At 64.0% G+C, this 22,717-nt stretch carries 16 protein-coding genes, 1 tRNA gene, 1 other RNA gene and 1 pseudogene; 16 read left to right on the forward strand and 3 right to left on the reverse strand.

Annotation, left to right across the window (positions count from 1 at the left end; all coding sequences use genetic code 11):
• The first annotated feature begins 481 nt into the window (after nt 1-481).
• Nucleotides 482-1,696, forward strand: a complete 1,215-nt coding sequence (locus AC1VS5_RS06720) for an iron-containing alcohol dehydrogenase (protein WP_204665533.1) — start codon at nt 482-484, stop codon at nt 1,694-1,696.
• A gap of 92 nt (nt 1,697-1,788) precedes the next feature.
• On the opposite strand, the gene AC1VS5_RS06725 is transcribed toward AC1VS5_RS06720, so the two are convergent.
• On the reverse strand, nt 1,789-2,865 hold the full coding sequence (locus tag AC1VS5_RS06725) for a M24 family metallopeptidase (protein WP_481218138.1): 1,077 nt from the start codon (nt 2,863-2,865) through the stop codon (nt 1,789-1,791).
• A 256-nt stretch (nt 2,866-3,121) separates the two neighbouring features.
• Nucleotides 3,122-4,030 carry a LysR family transcriptional regulator gene (locus tag AC1VS5_RS06730; RefSeq protein ID WP_481218139.1) on the reverse strand — a complete coding sequence of 303 codons (909 nt, stop codon included), beginning with the start codon at nt 4,028-4,030 and terminating at the stop codon, nt 3,122-3,124.
• Between the two features lie 234 nt (nt 4,031-4,264).
• Here AC1VS5_RS06730 and AC1VS5_RS06735 point away from each other — a divergent pair, with 234 nt between their 5' ends.
• From AC1VS5_RS06735 to AC1VS5_RS06790, 12 genes are all read left to right on the forward strand, one after another.
• Entirely contained in the window at nt 4,265-4,570 is a 306-nt protein-coding gene (locus tag AC1VS5_RS06735) for an Asp-tRNA(Asn)/Glu-tRNA(Gln) amidotransferase subunit GatC (RefSeq protein WP_481218140.1), read from the forward strand.
• Complete coding sequence (gene gatA, locus AC1VS5_RS06740) at nt 4,570-6,120, forward strand: Asp-tRNA(Asn)/Glu-tRNA(Gln) amidotransferase subunit GatA (protein ID WP_481218141.1); 1,551 nt, start codon at nt 4,570-4,572, stop codon at nt 6,118-6,120. The genes AC1VS5_RS06735 and gatA overlap by 1 nt, the downstream gene beginning before the upstream one ends.
• Nucleotides 6,117-7,898, forward strand: coding sequence for an Asp-tRNA(Asn)/Glu-tRNA(Gln) amidotransferase subunit GatB (gene gatB, locus AC1VS5_RS06745; protein WP_481218142.1), 1,782 nt, complete (start codon nt 6,117-6,119; stop codon nt 7,896-7,898). The genes gatA and gatB overlap by 4 nt, the downstream gene beginning before the upstream one ends.
• Nucleotides 7,899-8,209: 311 nt before the next feature.
• Nucleotides 8,210-9,556: an AlbA family DNA-binding domain-containing protein gene (locus AC1VS5_RS06750; protein WP_481218143.1), complete on the forward strand. Its 1,347-nt coding sequence runs from the start codon at nt 8,210-8,212 to the stop codon at nt 9,554-9,556.
• A gap of 215 nt (nt 9,557-9,771) precedes the next feature.
• Nucleotides 9,772-10,139, forward strand: a transfer-messenger RNA (tmRNA) gene (gene ssrA, locus AC1VS5_RS06755).
• A 486-nt stretch (nt 10,140-10,625) separates the two neighbouring features.
• The gene (locus AC1VS5_RS06760; RefSeq protein WP_481218144.1) at nt 10,626-11,837 is read left to right on the forward strand and encodes an ATP-binding protein; all 1,212 of its coding nucleotides are present in this window, start codon (nt 10,626-10,628) and stop codon (nt 11,835-11,837) included.
• A 534-nt stretch (nt 11,838-12,371) separates the two neighbouring features.
• On the forward strand, nt 12,372-13,379 hold the full coding sequence (locus AC1VS5_RS06765) for a patatin-like phospholipase family protein (protein ID WP_481218145.1): 1,008 nt from the start codon (nt 12,372-12,374) through the stop codon (nt 13,377-13,379).
• 235 nt (nt 13,380-13,614) lie between these two features.
• The gene (gene nox / locus AC1VS5_RS06770) at nt 13,615-14,949 is read left to right on the forward strand and encodes a H2O-forming NADH oxidase (protein ID WP_481218146.1); all 1,335 of its coding nucleotides are present in this window, start codon (nt 13,615-13,617) and stop codon (nt 14,947-14,949) included.
• Between the two features lie 225 nt (nt 14,950-15,174).
• Nucleotides 15,175-16,251: an N-acetyl-gamma-glutamyl-phosphate reductase gene (gene argC / locus AC1VS5_RS06775; RefSeq protein WP_417057318.1), complete on the forward strand. Its 1,077-nt coding sequence runs from the start codon at nt 15,175-15,177 to the stop codon at nt 16,249-16,251.
• A gap of 128 nt (nt 16,252-16,379) precedes the next feature.
• The gene (gene argJ, locus AC1VS5_RS06780) at nt 16,380-17,645 is read left to right on the forward strand and encodes a bifunctional glutamate N-acetyltransferase/amino-acid acetyltransferase ArgJ (protein ID WP_417057317.1); all 1,266 of its coding nucleotides are present in this window, start codon (nt 16,380-16,382) and stop codon (nt 17,643-17,645) included.
• A 93-nt stretch (nt 17,646-17,738) separates the two neighbouring features.
• Nucleotides 17,739-18,710 carry an acetylglutamate kinase gene (argB, locus tag AC1VS5_RS06785; RefSeq protein ID WP_019128940.1) on the forward strand — a complete coding sequence of 324 codons (972 nt, stop codon included), beginning with the start codon at nt 17,739-17,741 and terminating at the stop codon, nt 18,708-18,710.
• A gap of 38 nt (nt 18,711-18,748) precedes the next feature.
• On the forward strand, nt 18,749-20,032 hold the full coding sequence (locus AC1VS5_RS06790) for an aminotransferase class III-fold pyridoxal phosphate-dependent enzyme (RefSeq protein ID WP_481218147.1): 1,284 nt from the start codon (nt 18,749-18,751) through the stop codon (nt 20,030-20,032).
• A gap of 186 nt (nt 20,033-20,218) precedes the next feature.
• On the opposite strand, the gene AC1VS5_RS06795 is transcribed toward AC1VS5_RS06790, so the two are convergent.
• Nucleotides 20,219-20,294: transfer RNA gene (locus AC1VS5_RS06795), tRNA-Val, on the reverse strand.
• A 112-nt stretch (nt 20,295-20,406) separates the two neighbouring features.
• On the opposite strand from AC1VS5_RS06795, the gene AC1VS5_RS06800 reads away from it, so the two are divergent.
• The 3 genes and pseudogenes from AC1VS5_RS06800 to AC1VS5_RS06810 form a co-directional block, all read left to right on the forward strand.
• Nucleotides 20,407-21,336 (forward strand): HAD family hydrolase, encoded by a 930-nt coding sequence (locus AC1VS5_RS06800; protein WP_481218148.1) that lies wholly within the window; start codon nt 20,407-20,409, stop codon nt 21,334-21,336.
• Nucleotides 21,336-22,241 (forward strand): glutamate racemase, encoded by a 906-nt coding sequence (gene murI / locus AC1VS5_RS06805; RefSeq protein ID WP_019128943.1) that lies wholly within the window; start codon nt 21,336-21,338, stop codon nt 22,239-22,241. The genes AC1VS5_RS06800 and murI overlap by 1 nt, the downstream gene beginning before the upstream one ends.
• Before the next feature lie 260 nt (nt 22,242-22,501).
• Nucleotides 22,502-22,717: pseudogene (locus tag AC1VS5_RS06810) on the forward strand (ribonuclease PH); the annotation flags it as partial.

Consider the following 22,717-nt stretch of genomic DNA (forward strand, 5'->3'; position numbering starts at 1 on the left):
GGACTCCAATCCGGACACCTATGGGTGTCCAACTTTTTGTCCGAGCCCCCTCAGCGCCCTCCGAGTGTCCGAATCCCGCCCGATAACGGTGCGAGCGTCCAGATTCCGCCCGGCGCCCTCCGAGCGTCCGAATCACGCCCGGCAATGTGGGCGGCGCTCCAACCCCGTCCGATAACGTGCATCGCGCGCTGTGTCACGGGCGCATCCAGCGCTGTGCTCCGCGTGTGACCAATTTCGCCCTCTCGCATTTCCCGCGAGGCTAAAGACCTCCTCTTTTATGCAATCGACTGAATACAAAATGTTTCCGCGCGGTAGAATGTCCGTTGGTGACAGGGATGAGCGAGAAGCCCGGGGCGGTTCCGAGCTGTGCGAGCCGCAGGTTTCCGGGGAGATTGCGCCCGGTCTATGGTGGTCCTAACGGGGCCGAATGAGCGGTCTCGTGAGTAATCAAGCCGAGAGAGGCTTGTGTTTGGAGGCACATATGGGACGTTTTACCAACCCGCGCGACCTGTACTTTGGTGAGGGCGCCCGTCATGAGGTGAAGAACCTCAAGGGTTCCCGCGCCATGATCGTCACCGGTGGCGGCTCCATGCGCCGCGGCGGCTTCCTGCAGGATGTCGAGGCGGACCTCAAGGAGGCCGGCTTCGAGGTTCAGATCTTCGAGGGCGTCGAGTCCGACCCGTCCGTCGAGACCGTCATGAAGGGCGCGAAGGCCATGGAGGACTTCCAGCCCGACTGGATCGTCGCCATCGGCGGCGGCAGCCCCATCGACGCCGCCAAGGCCATGTGGCTGTTCTATGAGTATCCGGAGGAGACCTTCGAGCAGGCCATCGTGCCGTTCAGCTTCCCCGAGCTCCGCACCAAGGCCAAGTTCTGCGCCATCGCCTCGACCTCCGGCACCGCGACCGAGGTCACCGCGTTCTCCGTCATCACGGACTACGAGAAGGGCATCAAGTACCCGCTCGCCGACTTCAACATCACGCCCGACGTGGCCATCGTCGACCCCGAGCTTACCTACACCATGCCGCAGAAGCTCTGCGCGCACACCGGTATGGACGCGCTGACCCACGCCATCGAGGCCTATGTCTCCACCGCGGGCTCCATGTTCACCGACGCCAACGCTCTCCACGCCATCCGCGAGATCGTCGAGTGGCTGCCCAAGAGCTACCAGGGCGACAAGGAGGCCCGTCAGCACATGCACGAGGCCCAGTGCATCGCCGGCATCGCCTTCTCCTCTGGCCTGCTCGGCATCGTGCACTCCATGGCGCACAAGACCGGCGCTGCCTTCACCGGCGACCACATCATCCATGGTTGCGCCAACGCCATGTACCTCGGCAAGGTCATCCAGTTCAACGCCAAGGACGCCCGTGCCAAGAGCCGCTACGCCTACATCGCCAAGGAGGTCCTGCACCTCGCCGGTGAGACCGAGGATGAGCTCGTGGCCGCTCTCGTGCAGGAGATCCGCGACCTCAACGACAAGCTGGACATCCCGCAGGGCATCAAGAACTACGGCAAGGGCGGCGTGAAGGCCGACGAGTCGATCATCGACTACGCCGAGTTCGAGGAGAAGAAGAGCCGCATCGCCGTCGACGCCATCGGCGACGCCTGCACCGGCTCCAACCCGCGCCAGCCAACGCCCGAGGAGATGGAGAAGCTTCTCGAGTGCGTCTACAACGACGTGGACGTCGACTTCTAACGTAAACGCTTCAACATTGCATGCGCGGGGGCCCGCCTCGGACATGGTCCGGGGCGGGCCCTCTTTTGCTGTACGCCCTGCGGCTTTCTCTGCTAGCCGATAATCTGCACGCCCTTGGGGTAGCGGTTGAGCACCTCGCAGCCGTCCTCGGTTACGATGACGAGGTCCTCGATGCGAACTCCCAGGTCTCCGGGCAGATAGATGCCCGGCTCGATGGAGAAGCACATGCCCGGCTGCACCGGCTCGTCGTGCGTGGCCGAGACGTCGCCGGGCTCATGATCTTGAAGACCGATCTGGTGGCCCAGGCGATGGTTGAACTGCGGGCCCCAACCGGCGTCTTCGATGATGTGCCGCGCGGCAAGATCGATCTCGGCGAAGGTGACGCCGGGTCGCACGATGGCCTCGGCCGCCTCGTTGGCGCGAAGCACCGTTTCGTACACGGCCCGCTGGTGTTCGGTGGGCTCGGCCGTGAAGAACGTGCGCGTCATGTCCGAGCAGTACCAATCGCGCTTGCAACCCACATCGAAGAGCACCATGTCGCCCGCGGCGAGCGCTGTTTCGTCGGGTTCGTGGTGCGGGTCGGCGGCGTTCGGACCAAAGCTCACGATGGGCGAGAACGAATGGTCCTCGGCTCCCAGGCGCCGGTACGTGCCAAGGAGGCCCTCAGCGATGGCAAGCTCGGTGACGCCGGGACGAACCTGCTCAACGAGCCATGCCATGGCCTCGTCGTTTACCGCGGAGGCGGCGCGCATGAGCTCCTGCTCGCGGGCGTCCTTAATCGCGCGGGCGTCGTCGACGGCATCCGAGGCGAGCACGAAGGCGCGTGCGGCCCCCGTTTGCATGAGCGGGACGAGCCAGCGGGCGGAGAGTTCCTTGTCGACGCCCAGCGGGCGCGTAGGGCCGATGACTGCCGAGAGCATGGGAATCGGGTCGTCCGTATCGGAATACGAGGCGATGCGCGCTCCCGTGTTTGAGGCATCGGGGAAGAGCCGGTTTACGAAGAGCGTCGGTACGCCGGTGCGGGGCAGGTAGAGTGCCAGCAGGCGTTCGTACGGCTCGGTGTAGTAGCCCGTGAGCCACCAGATAGAGAGCGGGTCGACGATAAGCAGCTGGTCGAGGTCGCGTGCCTGCAAGTTAGCGCGCACGCGATCGATACGTTGGGTGTTCATAGGGCCTCCTCGGCGGCGAGCGGGATGCGGGGCCCGCTGCGTGTTCGTCAACGCTGAGTTTACGCCACGCGCGCCGTGCGGTTGGACGGGAAACCGAATGGTGACATATGGTTGCTGGGCTCGTTGAGCAATCGGTGCGCAGTAATCGGTTCGCAGTAGAGAGTATGCTGCGGCCGCTGCTAAGGATACGTGGCCCGTATGCGCTGTGCGCCTTTCGCGAGAACAATCCGGCAGGGCGTTCCCGAAGTTCCCCTTTCTACATGGGCCTAAGCGGGGGCGTTCGCTGCAGCTCCTCGGCCAGGATTTCGATGAAGCGGTCGAGGGTCGCGGGTCGGCATCCTCGCCTTGCGCGCACGCCGAGCGAGACAGTGGGAAGGCCTTCGATGGGTACATAGCGCAGCGGCGGAACCTGCATGGCTGGTGTATCTGCTTGTACGGTGAAGGCGGCGCCCGCGTTTGCGAGCGCGAGGGCGATCTCGATGTTGTAGCCCATCATGATGGCCTCGGCTGGCAGGTGCGCGCTCGCCTTGCGCTGCAGGTCGACGATGGCGGCGGCGCAGTGGTGCGGGTCGCCGACGGCCATGCGTCCGCCTTGGGCAAGGTCATCAAGTTCAAGCGTCTCGTACGCGGCGAGCGGGCTCTCGGCTGCGCAGACGCAGACGGCGGGGCACTCCATGAGCCGTCGGAAGACCGATACCGCATCGGGCTCGCCCGCGGAATCGCGGCTCTCGAGCAGCACGTCGACGAGGCCGTTCTCGAGCATCGAGCGCAGCGCGCTCATGGGCGCCATGCGAATCACCGGATCGAACCCCTCGGCTTCAGCATTCATGCGCTTGAGGGTAGAGGCGATAAGCTGCGCCTCAAGGCCGTCATGCACGCCGATGCGAAGCTGCTGCGAGCTCGGGCGCTGCTTGTGCTTCAAGCGACGTTCGGCGCGCGCGGCAAGGTCGAGGATGTCGTTTGCGTATTCAAGAAAGGCAAGGCCGTCGTCCGTGAGGCGGGCGGTGCGCGTGCTTCGCACGAGCAGCGCGCAACCCAGTTCGTCTTCGAGCGCCTTGATCTGGTGGCTCACCGTGGGTTGCGACACGTGGAGCGCCTCGGCAGCCTTGGAGAACGAGAGCTGCGCGGCCACCTCGACAAAGCAGCTCAGTTGTATGGTGTTCATAGGAGCCTCCCATCAGGCGGGCGTGGGGCTGCATGACGGACACTAAACGCAAATCCCGTTTACTTATATTCGGAAGGGCTCGAGGCACGAGCCGCTGATGGAAGCGCGGGCATGGTTGCGAGGGCTCCGCCTGGCGCGCCCTGTGTTTCCACTTGGGACGACGCGCGCCTCCGGTGGCCGCTGCGCCGAGGCAACGTATAATAGAGCGCATTCATGCAACCGGAAGGAGCGCTCATGGCACTCAGCGAAGACGACGTGCGCGGTATCGCAGACTACGCGCGCATCGCGCTCGAGGGCGACGAGCTTACCGAGATGTGCGCCTACCTGAACGACGCCGTCGCGATGCTCGAGCCCGTGCTCGCCTATAACCTGCCCGATATCGATCCCACGTTCCATCCCATCGGGAGCCTTTCGAACGTCATGCGCGACGACACGCCGGACGCCGAGCGCGCTCTCGGCATCGACGCGGTGCTCGATAATGCCGGCAGCGCGCGCGACCGCAGCTTCCGCGTGCCTTCGATCTTGGGGGAGGAGGAGTAATGGCTGTCATCGACACCCTCTCTGCCACGCAGATCGCGGCGGGCATTGCCGCCGGCGAGTACTCCGCCGTTGAGGTCGCTCAGGCTGCGCTTGCCGCCGTTGATGCTCGCGACCCACAGGTTCAAGCGTTCCTGCAGGTCACGCCCGAACTCGCTCTGGCTGCCGCGAAACGCGTGGATGCCGCGCGCGCGGCGGGCGAACCCTTGCCGCCGCTTGCGGGCGTCCCGTTCGCCATCAAGGACAACATGAACCTCGCGGGCACACGCACGACCTGCGCCTCCCGTATGCTCGAGACCTACGAGAGCCCCTACACCGCCACCTGTGTCCAGCGCATGCTCGACGCGGGCTGCGTGCCCGTAGGTAAGGCGAATATGGACGAGTTCGCATTCGGCTCCTCGACCGATACCTCGGCTTTCCACCCCACGAACAATCCGTGGAATACCGCGTGCGTGCCGGGCGGTTCGTCGGGCGGCTCGGCGGCTTCCGTTGCCGCGGGCATGACGCCCATCGCGCTCGGCTCCGATACGGGCGGTTCCATCCGCCAGCCGGCGGCGTTCTGCGGCGTAGTGGGCATGAAGCCCACGTACGGCGCTGTGAGCCGTTATGGCGTTGTCGCCTTTGGCAGCTCGCTTGACCAGGTGGGGCCCTTCGGGCGCACGGTCGAGGACGTGGCGCTCGCCATGGATGCGCTCGTGGCGGGCGGCTCCGATCCGTTCGATTCCACCGCGCAAGATGTTCCGGCGGTTTTTGCCGAGCATGTGGGGGCGAGCATCGCTGGCAAGCGCGTGGGCATCATCCCCGCGTTCATGGAGGCCGAGGGCCTCACAGCAGAGGTGCGTCATGCCGTCGAGGAGGCGGCTCGTGCCCTCGAGGCCGCGGGCGCTGAGCTCGTGGACGTAGACCTCCCGCACCTCGACGCTGCCATCGCCGCTTATTACGTGATCGGCCCGGCCGAGGCGTTCAGCAATCTCGCCCGCTTCGACGGTGTGCGCTACGGCTACCAGGAGCCGGGATGTGCCACGCTTGCGGCGCAGAGCTCCCTTTCCCGCGCGCACGGCTTCGGCGCAGAGGCCAAGCGCCGCCAGATGCTCGGAGCGTATCTGCTCTCCAGCGGCATCTACGACAAGTACTATTACGCTGCCCAGAAGGCGCGCACGCTCATCACCGAGGACTACGCCCGCGCGTACGAGCAGGTCGACGTCATCCTGATGCCCGCGGCGCCGCGCACCGCGTTCAAGCATGGCGAGATCAGCGACCCCACGCAGATGTACCTCTCCGATATGTACACCATCTCGATCAACATCGCGGGCAACGGCGGCATGACCGTTCCTTTGGGTGTGGGCGGGGAATCTGGCTTGCCGGTTGCCGCGCAGCTCGTGGCGCCGGCATTCAAGGACGAGCGACTCATCGCGTTCGGCTCCGCGCTCGAGCGTGCGGTGGCTTCTACGCCGGGCGCATGGGGTGCGGGGGTTGCCGACGCGGAGCGCGGTGGCCTGCCCGGGGCACCCTGCGCGCCCGCATTCGCTGGGAAGGGAGGTGAGCTCGCATGAAGGAGCTCAGTGAGGTTCTGAAGGACTGGGAGGCCGTAATCGGTCTCGAGATTCATACCGAGCTCACGACGCTCGACACCAAGATGTTCTGCGGCTGCAAGATTGGCCACGACGACGAACCGAACACCAATGTGTGCCCGGTCTGCCTGGGCCTGCCCGGGGCGCTCCCCGTGCCCAACGAGCGCGCGATCGAGTACATCGTGAAAGCGGGCCTCGCCACCAACTGCGAGATCCAGAAGCATTCGATGTTCTACCGCAAACATTACTTCTATCCGGATATGGCGAAGAACTTCCAGACCACGCAGGGCCCGGTGGCCTTCGCCATGCATGGCAGGCTCGATCTGGAGGTTACCGGCCGCGGCGCCGCCGAGCGCCCGGAGTGTGCGTTCGGAGATGCGGAGGCCGAGAGCCTGGCCAGCGCGAGCGCCAACGCCGTGGGCCTCTCGACTGCGATGTCTCGCGACCTTCCCGAGGGCATGGCATCGGGGGCGGGCGCGTTTGCTAGGCCTGATCGTGCCGGTGCCACGTCGACGATGAGCCAAAATGACCCTGTCCCAGAAGAGGCCGCAGAAGGGGCCACATCGGCGCTGGCGGGCATGAGCGGGTACGACACCGCGAACCTCGCGGTCCCGGTGCGCCACGAGGACGGCTCCTATACCGTCCCCATCCGAATCCTGCGCATTCACATGGAGGAAGATGCCGCCAAGATGGTGCACGTGGGCGGTGAAGAGGGCCGCATCGGTGGGGCGGCAGAGAGCCTTATCGACTACAACCGCTGCGGTACGCCGCTCATCGAGCTCGTCACCGAGCCCGACCTGCGAACGCCGGAGGAGGCGCGCCTCTTCATGGAGAAGCTCCGCCGTATCTTCCTTACGCTCGGCATCTCGGACTGCTCGATGGAGAAGGGTTCCATGCGCTGCGATGGCAACGTGAGCCTGCGCCGCCGCGGCAGCTCCAAGCTGGGCACGAAGACCGAGCTCAAGAACCTCAACTCCTTCAAGGCGCTGCACGACGGTCTTGCGTACGAGATCTGCCGCCAGGCGGAGGTGCTCGAGGAGGGCGGCGAGATCTACCAGGAGACGCGCCACTGGGAGCCCAGCCGCAAGCGCACGGTGGTCATGCGCACCAAGGAGACGGCGGACGACTATCGGCTCTTCCCGGATCCCGACCTTGCGCCCTTCGATCTTTCGGATGCCTTCATCGAGCATTGCCGTGCGGAGATTCCCGAGTTGCCGGACGCCAAGCGCGATCGCTACGAGTGCGACTTCGGGATCAAGCGCGCCGACGCCGAGCAGATTGCCGGCGACCCCGAGACCGCTGCGTTCTTCGAGGCGGCAGCGGGCGCGGTCGCGTCGGGCAAGGAGGCCCAGACGGTCGCGAACCTCATCGTGAACGAGTTGCCCGCCCATCTTCGGGCCGCAGGTTGCACGCTTGCGGAATCGGGGATCGAGCCCGCGCAGGTGGCATCGCTCGCCAAGCTGCTTGCTTCGGATGCCATCAGCTCGAACCAGGGACACGAGGTCTTCGAGGCCATGGCCCAGTCGGGCGACGACCCCGAAAAGATTGTGGACGAGCGCGGTATGCGCCAGGTGAGCGACACCGGGGCGCTTCAGGCGTACGTTGACGAGGTGCTTGCCAACTGCCCCGACCAGGCCCAGCAGTATCGCGACGGCAACCAAAAGGTGCTCGGCTTCCTCGTTGGGCAATGCATGCGGGCGAGCAAGGGGCAGGGCAATCCCAAGCTCTTCAACGAGCTCTTGCGCCAGGCGCTGTCGTAGGGTTTCCGACGGCCAGTAGGCAAAAGCGGTCCGTTTGCGGCCCGGCAAACGAAGGGCGGCTCGCCGGCTGCCCGGCAAACGAAGGGCGGCTCGCCGGCGGCCCGGCAGGCAAATCGTTCTCGGCTTTCAAGCGGGTGGGACGATGTCCCGCCCGCTTTTTGCTATGAAAAACGTGTACACGAGCGTCACGAAAAGCTCGAAATAAGGCATTTTTTGACGCTCATGTACACGTTTTGCTCCATGAGTCGCACTTTGTTTGTGAAAGACGGATTCCTCGGCGCCCAGCATCATTCGTTCGCCCGGTCAACGACATGAGCTTCACCATTCATCGTGGCGGGGCACCCATGCGCTTCATGGGTATAACGGTCGAAAGACTGACTGCGCAGGAGGCGGTGTGCATGACGTTCAGCCCGTTTACCGACGACCAAGGCAATCCCAAGGATTTGGCCAACGTGACGTTTGCCGACCTTGCTCAGCTCGCCGATATGGACGAGGGCTATGTGCTCGAGTTCAAGCAGTCGCTCACGGCGGGCGTGAAGCGCAAGATCCCTAAGATCATCGCGTCGTTTGCTAATTCACGGGGAGGGTGGCTGGTCATCGGCATCGCGGATGACGATCATGCCGTGTGTCCCGTTCCGCGCCTTTCGGCGGACTACAGCCAGCTTATCGGGGAGCTGTGCCGCAGGCACGTTTCTCCCGCGCCTCCCTTCGATGTGCGCTTCATCGCCGATCCCGACGCTCCCGACCAGGGGGTTGTCGTGGTGCGTGTAGATGAAGGGCGTTTTCCGCCCTATGTGGCCGATGGCGTGGTGGAGATTCGCGAGGGCTCGACGTCCGGGCCCGCTGCTGGCTCTGCGCTTGTGGAGCTCTACGACAAGGCGACGCGTCGTGCGGCGCAGATTACCGATTTCTGTCGCCGAACGGTCTACTTCTCGTCTGCGGTGCCGTTGTTCGATCTGTACCTCTTCCGAACGGGCTCCACGCGGGAGACCTCGTCGCGCGAGGTGATCAACGCCCGCGCCGATGCCATGCGCCGAGCTTTCGGGGCGCAGGGGTTCAGCTGCCATATCCAGCATGCGCACGACTCGCTCATCTTTCGTGCGTCGGTGGCGTTTGAGGACATGATGCCGCATTCGGCGATTGAGCTTTTCCCGGACGAGTCGATGAAGCTCACGGTGCCGGCGGTGCTTCTTGAGGGGAAGGAGCGCGAGGGCGCGCTCGCGGAGCTGGGTACGGCATGTGGGCTTGCGGCTACGGACAAAATGGATGTGATGTCGGCGGCGAGTACGCTTGCGCGCGTGACGCGGATGGCTTCGGTGCTCGACCGCTATGTTCGCTATCGCGAGGCGCGTTGGCGCGAGTACGCGACGGCGTACGAACTCGAGAACATGGCGGGCGTGCTGCTTTGGTCCGATGAACCGCTCTATATCGATTACGTTCGGAGCCATGGGCCGTTATTCTGCGGCACGACGGATTGTCGGAGCCGTGTGCGGTATCTCGATGACGGCGAGCACGACTCGTTCCGCGCGCGGCAGTTTGCTGGCAGCCACTTCTTTGAGGCGTGCGGCTTGCCGCTCGGTTCTCCCGACGATGACGATAACCGCCTGGTCGATGCCCTGCTGCGCACGGAGCGCGGTGCTCGCCGCGAACGTGCGTGACGCAGCGACGGGGTGCCGGCATGCGCGCTGCCCATAGCATTGAATTCGCCGCGGCGGGGGTATATGCGGGGCCAATGCGTGGTACACTACAATACTCACCCGGACAACGCGTGCTTTGCGAGCTGCGTCCGGCGCGTTCTTTGACAGGTCGAGTGCGGCTGCTCGCATGCCGGCGCGGTGCGCCTCTGCGATGCGGCTTGCCCAGACCGTCCTTCGGGGGCGACTGGTTTCGACACGATAGCTCTGAGAGAGGAAGCAGGCCGTGGTCTCCTCGCCACGCTAAACAGGGGTACTGTCAAAATGAATTGACAAGAATTCTTCTTACGAGCCCCAGCTGGCTCTTGCTGCTTAATTAATTAGCGGCACGCCAAACCTGGGAATTCCCCGCCCCGGGCGCGGTGTCATGTTAGGGGAATGCTCCCGCGCACGTAATCGGTATGGTGCGGGCTAAGACTGAACCGGTTGGGATGCCGCGAGCGTGTCACTGCGCGCAACGCATCCGAGATTAAACCAGTGACTGAGCCTGGAGATGCCGATCAGGGGGCTTTCGTGGACCGGAGTTCGATTCTCCGCGCCTCCACCAACTGCTGTAGCAGGTAGATAGCGTTATCTACCTGCTTTTTTATTTCGCGCGCCATATCGAGTCGAGTTTTGCGATGTAAAGGCTTCGCTCCGGTCAGCCGTTCATATCCGTCTTGGCTTTTTGGGCTGTACCTCGACGGGCACCTGCGCCCGCGGAGCCGGCCCTCCCGATCCGGTTGGATATGCTGCCAGGGTCGACGCCCAGCTCCCTGCCGATCTCGGCGCAGGTGCCGCCCCGCTCGCGGCAGGGCCGCATGGCTCTTATCGGCACTTCGGCCAGCTCAGCGAGCTCCGCGCTACTCCTCTGGAAGTATGTCAGAGCAATACACGTAGGTGATGCGTGATGCGCCGTAAAGCTGATTCCATGCCTCAATACATCCAGTTTGTTGGATAGATTTACCAATTAACCGATATTCATCTAGATAAATGGATAAAATTAAGATGCTTCCTTAGCTTATCCATTTGGTTGGATAGATTGGACTCGCCCATGATAAACCAGCAAGTCATCGTCCCGCGCCCCCAGGCAACCGAATGGCTTCTCCACTGGAAGGACCGTGACGTCATCAAAGTGGTGACCGGCCTGAGGCGCTGCGGTAAGTCAACCGCGCTCAAACTGGCCCAGCGAGCCCTTGTCGAATCCGGCGTGAACGAGAGGTCAATCGTCTCGGTTGATCTTGAGCGCCTGGGCTTTGCCGCCCCCACCACGCCGCAAGAACTCTACGATTACGTCGTCGCCCGCATCAGCTCCCCGAGCTGCTACGTGTTTATCGACGAGCCCCAGCGCGTCAAAGGCTTTGAGCGAGCGGTCGACGCGCTGTATGCGCGCGAAGACTGCGACGTCTACGTCACCGGCTCGAACTCCGATCTGCTCTCGAGCGAGCTTGCCACGCTGCTTACCGGCCGTTATGTTGAGTTCCGACTCCTGCCGCTCTCGTTCGCGGAGTATCGTGGCGCCCGCGCCGCCTTTACGGACGACGCGGACGACACCGAGCTGCTCAACCGCTATCTCTCGCTGGGGGGCATGCCGTACGCCTCCCTACTGCCCGCCGAGGACGTGTCCGAGTACCTTGACGGTGTGCTCAACACCATCCTCGTCAAAGACGTGGCGACGCGGCACCCCCGCATCAGCATGCCGGTCTTGCGCGCGCTTCTCGCCTTTCTCGCCGATAACGTGGGGAATCGCTTCTCGCTCAAAACGGTCGCGGACACGCTGACGGCCAACGGCTCAAAAGTCTCCCCGACCACCGTCAGCGAGTACCTCAACGCGCTCGTGGAGTGCTACCTCATCTTCAAGGCCGAGCCCTATGACGCCAAGGGTCGGCGCCTGCTGCAGCAGGGGGGCAAGTACTACCTCGGCGACCTCGGCTTCAGACATCTGCTGCTCGGACGCGACGGCAGCGACCTCGGGCATCGCGTGGAAAATGTCGTGTATCTAGAGCTGCTGCGGCGCTACCACACGGTGCGCGTAGGGCGTGTGGGGGATCTGGAGATCGACTTCGTTGCCGAGCGGGAGGGCAAGCCGCATTACTATCAGGTCGCGCTGTCCGTACTGGACGAGGCGACGCTGCGTCGCGAGCTGCGCCCGCTCGAGCTGCTGGGGGACGCCTACCCCAAGACGCTGCTCACCCTGGACCGCATCGGTGCGACGGACCATAACGGTATTGAGCAGCGCAGTCTCGTTGATTGGTTGCTGAAATAGATCGGGAGGGCGCTCCTCGGCAGCAGCGCCGCAGCGTTCGTACGAGACGTGTGCCAGCGCAGGCTCGCGAAACTTGAGACGTGGGCGAAGTTGGGCGCACGGTCGGGCTACGTGCGGTAGACACCTGCATTCGAAGAGAGCCGTTTCGCGCCTCCCCAGAATAACGCGACCAAGCAGAGATCTCATCTCTTCCACCGGCTCCGAGCGGCCATCGTGCAGCCATGCGCTGATGAGCCCGACCGTTCCTGCCATGGCATAGGTCAGGTACCGATTCATAGCGGCAGGGCACACCTTCGGATAGTTTGTCTCGAGCCCCGCGCGCAGAGGTGACGTAGCACCTGTTAATGAAATCGGGGTAGATTCACCTATCGGGGTAGATTCACCTTGCCGGTCTTCCCCCACCGAGCCCTCTGGCTGAACCCTCTTGCCGGATAGCGGCTTTTCCAAAGATTCAAGATGCGGGCGTATGTCTGGTCCAATGGGGTAGAAGAGCCTGAAGCACAGCGGTGCATGCGATGAGAAAAGGGTGCGGAAATGCAGCAAGACGTACATGGAGCCGACGTATACGAGGCAGAGTCTCACGATAGCTTGCGACAAGGCGGGGGAGCGGCTTCTGCCGAGCCGGGCGCAACATGCGGTGAGCCGGCCGCGGCCTCGGCCAAGCCGGGAACGAGCTCTGCCAAGCCGGGAGCGGGCGCGTGCGCGCTCATCCTCGAGGGCGGCAGCTTCCGCGGGCAGTTCACGGCGGGCGTGATCGATGTCATGCTCGAACAGGGCGTCGACCTTCCCGCCTGCTACGGTGTATCTGCGGGCGCGTTGAACGGGCTGAACTACAAATCGCGTCAAATCGGGCGCGTCAACCGCATCAACCTCGCGTTCTGTGATGATCAGCGCTACGTGGGGTCGCGCGCGCTTGCGGCGAACGGAAGCTTGATCGGGTACGACTTCCTGCTCTTCGATGTTCAGGACCGCATCGACCCGTTTGACAACGAGGCGTATCGCGCAAACCCCATGAAGCTGTTCGCCACCGTCACAAACATCATGTTCGGTACGGCTGAATACCCCGAGGTGCAAGACGCCTCGCTCGACATCGATGTGGTGCGCGCCTCAACCTCGCTTCCTCTGGTCACACAGCCCGTTGAGCTAAATGGCAGCCTCTACCTCGACGGCGGCGTGGCCGATTCCGTGCCTATTGAGCACGTGCTCGAGGAGGAGGGGTATGACCGCGCGATCGTGGTGCTCACCCAGCACCGAGGCTACCGCAAGTCTCCGTACGAGCTCATGCCCGCAGCGCGCGCCCGCTATGCCGCCTACCCCTATCTGCTCGATGCCCTCTCCACGCGCCATGAGCGCTACAACGAGCAGCGCGAGCATATCTGGGCTTACGAACGCGAGGGGCGGGCTCTCGTGGTTGCGCCGCCTCACCCGGTAACGGTGGGGCACGTTGAGCGTGACGCGTCGAAGCTTCTCGAGCTCTACATAGCGGGAAGGCAAGAGGCTGCGCGTATGCTTCGCCAGATCAAGGAGTTCGCAGAGCGATAAGGGCGCGTGCCCAACCATCCGTTGTCGGGCGCATGGGGCTTGTGGGCGCATGGGGCTCTCGTTCGGTGGCGATCGAGGTGCTGCCACGCGCGCCGCCGCACGCCCTATTACCGAGTGCGTATGGGCCGTTTACAGAATTGATATTGTTTAAGAAACATATTTTCGATATGGTCGAACTATCGAATAGCCTCGCACGTCCAAACTGCGCTGAACCAGCGCGAGAGAGGGGAATGAGATGAAGACCGTTATCGTTGGAGCCAACCACGCCGGAATCGCTGCCGCCAACACGCTGCTCGACACCTATCCCGATCAAGAAGTGGTGATGATCGACCGTAACACCAACTTGAGTTATCTCGGCTGCGGTACCGCGCTTTGGGTGGGCCGCCAGATCGATTCCGTCGACAAGCTCTTCTATACCAACAAGGACGCATTTGAGGCCAAGGGCGCCCAAGTTTTTATGGAGACCGAGGTCACGAGCATTGATTTCGACGCTCACCTGGTGAGCTGCCGCCCGCGCACGGGTGCCGACTTTACGATCAAGTACGACAAGCTCGTGTTGGCAACTGGCTCGCTCCCGATTGCGCCCAAGCTGCCCGGCCACGACCTTGCGGGTATCAATTTCCTCAAGCTCTTCCAAGAGGGCCAGGAGGTTGATCGTCAGATTTCCGACGATTCTGTGGAAGACGTCGCGGTGGTGGGCGCTGGGTATATCGGTGTCGAGATTGCCGAGGCGGCCAAGCGTCGTGGCAAGAACGTGCGCATCTTCGACATTGCTCCCACGTCGCTTGCAAGCTACTACGATCCCGAGTTCGCCGCTCTCATGGACGAGCGCCTTGCCCAGGGTGGAATCGAGTGCCATTTTGGCGAGGCCGTCTGCGCTTACGTGGGGGACGAGACGGGGCATGTACGCTCCATTACCACCGAGCAGGGCAGCTACCCTGCTGACCTCGTGGTGAACGCCATCGGTTTCATTCCGAACAACGCGCTCGGTCGCGACCATCTTGAGCTTTTTGACAACGGCGCCTACCTGGTCGACCGTCACCAGCAGACGAGCGACCCGGACGTCTACGCCATCGGCGATTGCGCGACCGTCTACTCGAACGCGTTGCGCGCGACTACCTACATCGCGCTCGCGACCAATGCCGTGCGCTCGGGCATCGTTGCCGGTCACAACATCGGCGGCACGCCGCTCGAGTCCATCGGCGTGCAGGGCTCCAACGCGATCTCCGTTATGGGCCTGAACCTCTGCTCTACCGGCCTTTCGGTCCGTGCGGCCGAGAAGGCGGGGCTAGAGGTGCTCTATACGGATTTCGAAGACCTCCAGCGCCCTGCATTCATGCGCGAGAACGCGCAGGTCAAGATTCGCATCGTTTACGAGCGTGGTAGCCGCCGCGTGGTGGGGGCGCAGCTCGCCTCCGAATACGACGTCTCGATGGCCATTCACCTGTTCTCGCTCGCGATCGAGGAGGGCGTGACCATCGACAAGCTCAAGCTGCTCGATATCTTCTTCCTGCCGCATTTCAACCAGCCGTACAACTACATCACCATGGCGGCACTCGGCGCGGAATAGCGTTGCCGCTGCGGTGCCCTGCGCTGAGTAGCGCTACCGCGACGGCGCCCCGCGCGGAATAGCGTTCCCGCGACGGCGCCCCGCGCTTCCATCTGCGGCGCTGCCAGAAGGTTTCAAGGGGGTTAACGGATAACTCCGCTCGCTCAATCGTGATACTCTTTCATGCTATTGCATAAGAAAGATTTTCGAATGCAGTATTCTGCATGATTTGATTGCGGGGGAGTTATGGCGTACACGGTGGGCATCGTCGGAGCGGCAGGGTATGCGGGCGTGGAGCTTGCACGCATCCTGCTCGGGCACCCGGATTTCGAGCTTCGGGCGATTACGTCCAATGCCGATGCAGGGCAGGCGCTCGGCAGCGTCTACCCTGCGTTTGCCGGGGTAGAAGGCGCCGGCGACCTCGTCTTCTCCGCGCACGACGACCCCGTGCTTACCACATGCGATGCGGTGTTCCTCGCCGTTCCCCATACGGCTGCGCTCGCTGCGGCACCGGGGCTTCTGGATGCTGGCGTGACGGTGATCGACCTCTCGGCAGATTATCGCCTGAGCGATCCTGGGACCTATGAGCGCTGGTACGGCGTCTCCCACACCTCGCCTGAGCTTCTGCAGGACCGTGCCTTCGGCCTTCCTGAGCTCTTTGCCGAAGACCTCGATCGCGCGGCGGAGCGCCATGCAGCGGGCGCGCCCGCGCTCGTGGCGTGCGCGGGATGCTTTCCCACGGCAACATCGCTTGCCGCCGCACCTGCGGTGCGCATGGGCTGGGTTGCGGAAGGCGGCCCTGTGGTGGTCGATGCCATCTCGGGTGTTACGGGTGCGGGCAAGTCGGCGAACGCGCGCACGCACTACTGCAGCGCCGACGAGAACGTCGAGGCCTACAACGTATGCCGCCACCGCCATACGCCCGAGATCGAGCAGATTCTCGGCCTGGCAGGGCGTGTGGTCTTCACGCCGCATCTGGCACCGCTCAAGCGCGGCCTGCTCTCCACCGTCACCTTGCCGCTCGCGCCGTCTGCTGCGAGCCTCACCGCCGAGGAGGCCGTGAGCGCCTATCGCAGCTTCTATGAGGGGCGGCCCTTCGTTCGCGTGCTCGACGCCGGCCAGGTGCCCAAGACGTCGTCGGTGGCGGGCAGCAACGCATGCCAGATCGGCCTGGCGGTGAACCACGAGGCGTCGGCGCTCATTGCCATCGGCGCGATCGACAATCTCTGCAAGGGCGCTGCGGGCCAGGCGGTCCAGTGCGCCAACATCGTCTTCGGGCTCGACGAGCGACGAGGCCTTCCTTTGGTTGCGCTGCCGGTGTAGCAGGCACGCTGCCGGTGCAAGTAGCAGGCGTGCCGTCGGCGCAAAGGGCGCGGTTTCCGTCGTTGCCCCTGGTGCCGCGGCTCGGTACACTGTGACGAAGTAGAAGCTGGACCAAAAGGGATGGACCTATGAATATCGATGAGTTTGATGCGAGGATTCGCGCAGTGCCCAACGGTGGCGTGACGAGCGCGCAGGGCTTCATGGCAGCAGGCGTTCATGCGGGCTTCCGCAAAGACCCGAAGCGCCTCGACATGGCGCTCCTCGTTGCCGACGAGGTGTGCCCGATCGCGGGCACCTTCACCCAGAACCGCTTTTGCGCGGCCCCGGTTACGGTGAGCCGTGCCCATCTGGGCGGCGTGGGCTACGGCATGGCTCGCGGCGTCGTGGTGAACTCAGGCAACGCCAACGCAGCGACGGGAGGAGCCGGCATCGCTGCCGCTCACGAGACCTGCGACATCGCTTCCCAGGTGCTGGGCTGCGAGCCCGAGCAGGTGCTCGTGTCGTCGACGGGCGTCATCGGCCAGATTCTCGACATCGAACCCTTTGAAGAGGGTATTCCCGCTGCTGCCGATGCGCTCTCCCGCGCGGGCGGTTCCGATGCGGCCCTTGCGATCATGACGACCGACACGCACCCCAAGGAGTACGCCGTCACCTACGAGAGCCAGGCTGCGGGCTATTTGGGCAGCACGTTCACGGTGGGTGGCTGCTGCAAGGGCTCGGGCATGATCATGCCCAACATGGCAACCATGATCGCGCTCATCACCACCGATGCTCCCGTGCGCCCGGAAACCCTTCACGGCTTGCTGCGCTCCGCCGTGGACCAGACGTTCAACAGGGTGACGGTCGATTCCGACACCTCGACGAACGATACATGCATCATGTTCGCCTCGGGCAAGGCTGCGCCGATGCTCGATCCCATCGACGAGGGTAGCGATGCCTACCAAGAGCTCGAGCGCGCCATCTATGTGGTGTGCGAGGCGCTCGCCCGTGGCATCGCCGCCGATGGCGAGGGGTCTACGAAGCTCGTGACCGTTACGGTTTCGGGCGCCGCTACGCCGCAGGATGCCGATACCGCTGCCCGCGCGGTCGCGAACTCGCCGCTCGTGAAGACCGCCGTGGCCGGCCACGACTGCAACTGGGGCCGCGTGGCGGCTGCGCTCGGTAAGTGCGGCGTGGTCTTCAACCAGGAGGACGTCGATATCGACATCATGGACATCCCCGTGTGCCGGGGCGGTCTCACGGTGCCGTTCGACGAGGACGAGGCGCTGCGCCGGTTCGAGGCGCCGGAGATCGTCATCGCGGCGGATCTTGGCGCGGGCGATGCCCAGGCCACGGTCTGGACCTGCGATTTCACGCACGACTACATTTCGATTAACGCCGACTACCGTTCGTGAACCATTTTGACCGGTCATTTTGGGACGGGGTTGTTTTGACCCATCGCGGGCCGGTGATCGGACCGGGCCCCGCAGGCGTATGGGAGGATGAGCATGAAGTACGCACGCGATGCCAAGCCGTCGCTCAATAGCGACCAGACCGCCCAGCTGCTCTTCGAGGCGCTGCCGTGGATTAAGAGTCTCACCGGCCGCACGGTCGTGATCAAATACGGCGGCGCTGCCATGGTCGATGCTAAGCTGCGTTCGGATGTGATGAGCGACATCCTGCTGCTTAAGATTATCGGCGCGCGCATCGTGATCGTTCACGGCGGCGGCGCGGCCATCAACGAGGCGCTCAAGCACTACGACCTTCCCGTGGAGTTCAAGGATGGCCAGCGCGTGACCACGCCGGAAGCGATGGAGATCGTGCGCGAGGTTCTTGTGGGCAAGGTGAACCAGGAGCTCGTGGCTGCCATCAACCAGCACGGCAACGTCGCGGTGGGCGTTTCGGGGAGCGATGCGGGTACGATCGTTGCCGAGCAGCTCGATCCCGGCCTGGGCCGCGTGGGGCGTGTCACGCGCGTCAACGCCGACTACCTCGAGAGCCTCATGGATAACGACTATATCCCTGTGGTCGCGACCGTTGCACAGGGGGAGGACGGCGGCTTCTTCAACATCAACGCCGACGTTGCGGCGGGGGCCGTCGCTAAGGCCGTGCACGCGCACAAGATCATCTACCTCACGGATGTCGACGGCCTCTACGAGGATTTCTCTGATAAGACCTCGCTCATCTCGAACCTCACGCTCGAGGAGACCGAGGCGCTGCTCGCGCGCGGCGACATCGACAAGGGCATGATTCCCAAGCTGCAATCGTGCGTGGGAGCGCTGCGCGGCGGGGTGTTCCGTGCGCATATCATCAACGGCACCACGCCGCATTCGCTGCTGCTCGAGCTCCTGACCGACACCGGCTTGGGCACCGTGATGCATTCCACGATGGAGTCGTACGAGCAGGACCGGCATCCCCACCCGCTCGGCGTATTCGCGTCGCGCTTGGCAGAGACGGATGAGGACGCCGAGTCGCGGTAGGCAGAGAGAAGCACCAGGCAATGGAGAGGAAGAAGACGATGACATTCGATCAAGAGCGCGCGCTCGATAGCGAGTTCGTGATGCATACATACGGCAGGAGCCAGGTGGAGTTCGTGGAAGGCTCCGGCATGACGCTCAAGGACGCCGAGGGCCGCGAATACCTCGACTTCCTGGCGGGTATCGGGGTATGCTGCCTGGGCCATGGGCACCCAGCGGTGGTCGGCGCGGTTGAGCGCCAGGCCACAGAGCTCATGCACGTATCGAATTACTTCTACATCGAGCATCGCGGCGAGGTCGCGGCGCTGCTTTCCAAGCTTGCTAACGACGATCTTGTGGGCGCCGGTGTGCTTGCCCGTGCTATCGCCGAGGGCGACGCCGAGGCCGTGCGTGCCGCTGCTGCCCCGCAAGAGGGCGAGCAGGTTTGGAAAACCTTCTTCTCCAATTCGGGAGCCGAGGCCAACGAGTGCTCCATGAAGCTTGCGCGCCTGTATGCCAAGCGGTGCGGCAACGGCGGGAACACGATCGTCTGCCTGCGCGGCGGCTTCCACGGCCGCACGCTCGAGACGCTTGCCGCCACCATGCAAAATCGCCTGCAGGACACCTTCCGTCCGCTCCCGGGCGGGTTCGTGGCGTGCACGCCCAACGACATCGATGAGCTGCGCGAGGTTTTTGCCCAGCTTGGAGGCGAAATCTGCGCCGTCATGCTCGAGCCCATTCAGGGCGAAAGCGGCGTGCACCCGCTCGATGCGGCATTCGTCCAAGAGGCGGCGCGCCTTGTGCACGAGGTGGGCGGCGTGCTCATCTCCGACGAGGTTCAGGCGGGCGTGTTCCGCACGGGGAAGCCGTTCGCAATCCAGCGCGCGGGCGTTGTGCCGGATATCATGAGCCTGGCGAAGGGCATCGCGGGCGGTGTGCCGGCTGGCGCATGCGTGGCGCGCGCGGAGGTGGCGGACGCCTTCAAGCCGGGCGATCACGGCTCGACCTTCGGCGGGAGCTGTCTTGCCGTGGCTGCTGCCGAGTCTACGCTCTGCGAGCTCGTGAACGGTGGGTATGCCGGCAAGGTGGCCGAGGTTGGCGCCTATATGGCCGAGCAACTCGCGAAGGTGCCGCACGTGGTCGAGGTGCGCGGTGCGGGCCTCATGCTCGGCTGCGATTTGGATGAGGATGCGGGGGATGCGCACGACGTGGTGACCGCCGCTCTCGAAGCGGGCGCGGTTATCAACGCGACGGGCGCCCACACCCTTCGCTTCCTGCCGCCGCTTATCTGCACGAAGGAGAATGTGGACGAGCTCGCCCAGATTCTCACCTCCGTTTTGAGCTAGTGATAAAACGAACCCGGTTCGTTTTATCAACAGCCCCGGATCGCTGCGGCGGCTTTGCCGCCTTGCGTCGCGTGCTGGCAAAGACGCTCGCGCGCTTTGCGCAGCTCGCGACCCTGCGGGTTCGAATCCCTCTGTGATGGGCATGAAAATGAAAAGACCCCGCGTGTGCAGGGTCAACAAAAACTATGGTGGGCGATGAGGGATTCGAACCCCCAGCCTTGTGCGTGTAAAGCACCTGCGCTAACCGTTGCGCCAATCGCCCGTGGAGTCTGAGTATAGCCGAATTCGCTCGCTGACGGCAACGGGACATATCTTATGATAGGGACAAACCGCAATTGCATTTGCGCGCAAGCCACGATCAAAGCGGAGGATGCATGCCGATTACCTATCTGCCCGAGGCTCTCAGCGGCGAAAAGACCGATGAGGCCCTGCGCGAGCGCCTTGCTCGCGTGCGCTATGTGTTCACAGATCTCGACGGCACGATGATGGGGCCTGGCTCCACGGTGCTCGCAAACGCAGCGGGCGAACCAAGCTGCGCTTTCGTGGAGACGCTCATCGCGCTCAAGCAGGCGGGCATCGAGGTCATCCCGTGCTCAGGCCGGAACCGCTCCATGCTGCACGAGGATTCGCGCGTGCTTGGCCTCACCTCGTACATCGGTGAGATGGGCGGCATCATCATGATCGATCGCCCGCATGATACCTGGGAGTACTTCACGGCGGAGATGGACTACGACCCTTCCTGCGGCCTCACGCCGCATGAGGTTATCGAGCAGACCGGGCTTTGCGACCAGTTCATCTCGCGCTGGCCTGGGCTCATCGAATTCCATAACGACATGTCGAACGGCTATAAGCATCGCGAGGTTACCATCGGCCTGCGCGGCGAGGTGCCAGACGAGGAGGCGATCGCGCTGCTCGACGCCTCGGGCATGGCGCTCGACTGGGGCGACAACGGTTTTCTCAACTACATCTCAGCGCCCACAACGCTCCATCTGCCTGAAGGGGTGCGCGGCCGTGCGTTCAACATCATGCCGAAGGGCTTGGGCAAGGGGCGTGCCATCGAGCGCTTCTGCGAGCTTCGCGGTATCGACCGCGCCGAGACGCTCGCTATCGGCGATTCGTCGTCCGATTTCCTCATGGCCGATGCCGTGGCGCAGTTCATCATGGTAGAGAATGCGCTGTCCGACCCGCACGCCGATGCTCTCCTCGAGAAGCACCCCGAGACCGTGGTGGCGCGCGGGCGCATCGTTGATGGCTGGGTGAACGCCATGCGCTGCCTGCTGGAGGCGCAGGGGAGGCGGATGTGATGGATGACCGCTGCGTCAGCCCCCTCGCCTACGATAACCGCCCGATTGGCGTTTTCGATTCGGGCTTGGGCGGGCTCACCGTTGCGCGCTCGATTGCGACGTCGCTCTCCCACGAATCGATTTACTACGTGGGCGATACGAAGCGCTGCCCCTATGGACCGCGCTCGGAGAACGAGGTGCGTACCTTCGCTCTGCAAGCGGGGCGCTGGCTCGAGGCGCATGATGTCAAGATCATCGTGATCGCCTGCAATACCGCGACCGCGGCGGCGCTCACCGTGGCGCAGCAGACGCTCGACGTTCCCGTGATCGGCGTGATTGCTCCGGGCGCGCGGGCGGCTATCAACACGACGCGCACGCGGAAGGTGGGCGTGCTCGCCACGGAGCTCACGGTGCGGTCGGGTGCATACACGCGAGCCATCCAGAGTCTCGATGCGGGCGTGGATGTATACGGGTGCCCCGCTCCAAGCTTCGTGAACATCGTCGAGCGCGAGCTGGCCACGGGTGCGCATCTGCAGGAGCGTTGGCTCGAAGACGGCGACATCTTCGATACCCCCGAGATTCGTTTCGAGGTAGCGAGGACGCTCTCGCCGATCGCCGATACCGAGGTGGATACCGTGGTGCTCGGCTGCACGCATTTTCCGCTGCTTGCAGGGCCCATCCGCCATGCGCTTGGCACGGGCGTGCGGGTGGTGTCGTCTGCGGAGGAGACCACGCGCGAGCTCAAAGACATCCTGCATCGCCGCGGGCAGCTTGCCGCGGCCGATGTGGAGCCTCAGCACCGGTTTGCAACAACCTCGGATAACATTGCCGAGTTCGCGGCGGCGGGAAGCTTCATCTTCGGGCAACCGCTCAAGAGCATCGTGCATGTAGACCTTGGCGAGCTTGAGGAGATGTACCGCCGCTAGGCCTTGGGGCCCCGCCTGCTGCGGGGTCTGCCGCTAGGCCTTGGGGCCCCGCCTGCTGTGGGGTCTGCCGCTAGGCTGCGGGGCCCGCAGGCCCCGGGGCGACCTGCCGCTGGGCTGCGAGGATGATCGGCAGGGCGCGGGGACGGTCGGCCGCTCGGCAGCGGGCGGCTTGCCGCCAGCCCGCAAAACCTGTCATACGGGAGCCGGCATGGCCGGTTCTTGCCATAGTGAGATACGATGGGGAGGAAACCTTGGATTATATGGAAATCGATCGCGCAAACGGCCGCGCGATGGACGAGATGCGCGAAGTTGCGCTTACCCGCGAGGTGCTCAAGCACGCGCTGGGGTCGTGCCTCGTGGAGTTCGGCGATACCCGTGTGCTTTGCGCGGCGACGATCGAGGAGGGCGTGCCCGGTTGGCGCCGTGCGAGCCGCGCCGGGTGGGTTACGGCGGAGGACGCGATGCTTCCCGCCTCG

Source organism: Enorma sp. (genome assembly GCF_982429025.1).

Bases quoted from the DNA above. Each gene is read 5' to 3' on its own strand.
- AC1VS5_RS06720 (WP_204665533.1), top strand. From the start codon at position 482: ATGGGACGTTTTACCAACCCGCGCGACCTGTACTTTGGTGAGGGCGCC.
- AC1VS5_RS06725 (WP_481218138.1), bottom strand. From the start codon at position 2,865: ATGAACACCCAACGTATCGATCGCGTGCGCGCTAACTTGCAGGCACGC.
- AC1VS5_RS06730 (WP_481218139.1), bottom strand. From the start codon at position 4,030: ATGAACACCATACAACTGAGCTGCTTTGTCGAGGTGGCCGCGCAGCTC.
- AC1VS5_RS06735 (WP_481218140.1), top strand. From the start codon at position 4,265: ATGGCACTCAGCGAAGACGACGTGCGCGGTATCGCAGACTACGCGCGC.
- gatA (WP_481218141.1), top strand. From the start codon at position 4,570: ATGGCTGTCATCGACACCCTCTCTGCCACGCAGATCGCGGCGGGCATT.
- gatB (WP_481218142.1), top strand. From the start codon at position 6,117: ATGAAGGAGCTCAGTGAGGTTCTGAAGGACTGGGAGGCCGTAATCGGT.
- AC1VS5_RS06750 (WP_481218143.1), top strand. From the start codon at position 8,210: ATGAGCTTCACCATTCATCGTGGCGGGGCACCCATGCGCTTCATGGGT.
- AC1VS5_RS06760 (WP_481218144.1), top strand. From the start codon at position 10,626: ATGATAAACCAGCAAGTCATCGTCCCGCGCCCCCAGGCAACCGAATGG.
- AC1VS5_RS06765 (WP_481218145.1), top strand. From the start codon at position 12,372: ATGCAGCAAGACGTACATGGAGCCGACGTATACGAGGCAGAGTCTCAC.
- nox (WP_481218146.1), top strand. From the start codon at position 13,615: ATGAAGACCGTTATCGTTGGAGCCAACCACGCCGGAATCGCTGCCGCC.
- argC (WP_417057318.1), top strand. From the start codon at position 15,175: ATGGCGTACACGGTGGGCATCGTCGGAGCGGCAGGGTATGCGGGCGTG.
- argJ (WP_417057317.1), top strand. From the start codon at position 16,380: ATGAATATCGATGAGTTTGATGCGAGGATTCGCGCAGTGCCCAACGGT.
- argB (WP_019128940.1), top strand. From the start codon at position 17,739: ATGAAGTACGCACGCGATGCCAAGCCGTCGCTCAATAGCGACCAGACC.
- AC1VS5_RS06790 (WP_481218147.1), top strand. From the start codon at position 18,749: ATGACATTCGATCAAGAGCGCGCGCTCGATAGCGAGTTCGTGATGCAT.
- AC1VS5_RS06800 (WP_481218148.1), top strand. From the start codon at position 20,407: ATGCCGATTACCTATCTGCCCGAGGCTCTCAGCGGCGAAAAGACCGAT.
- murI (WP_019128943.1), top strand. From the start codon at position 21,336: ATGGATGACCGCTGCGTCAGCCCCCTCGCCTACGATAACCGCCCGATT.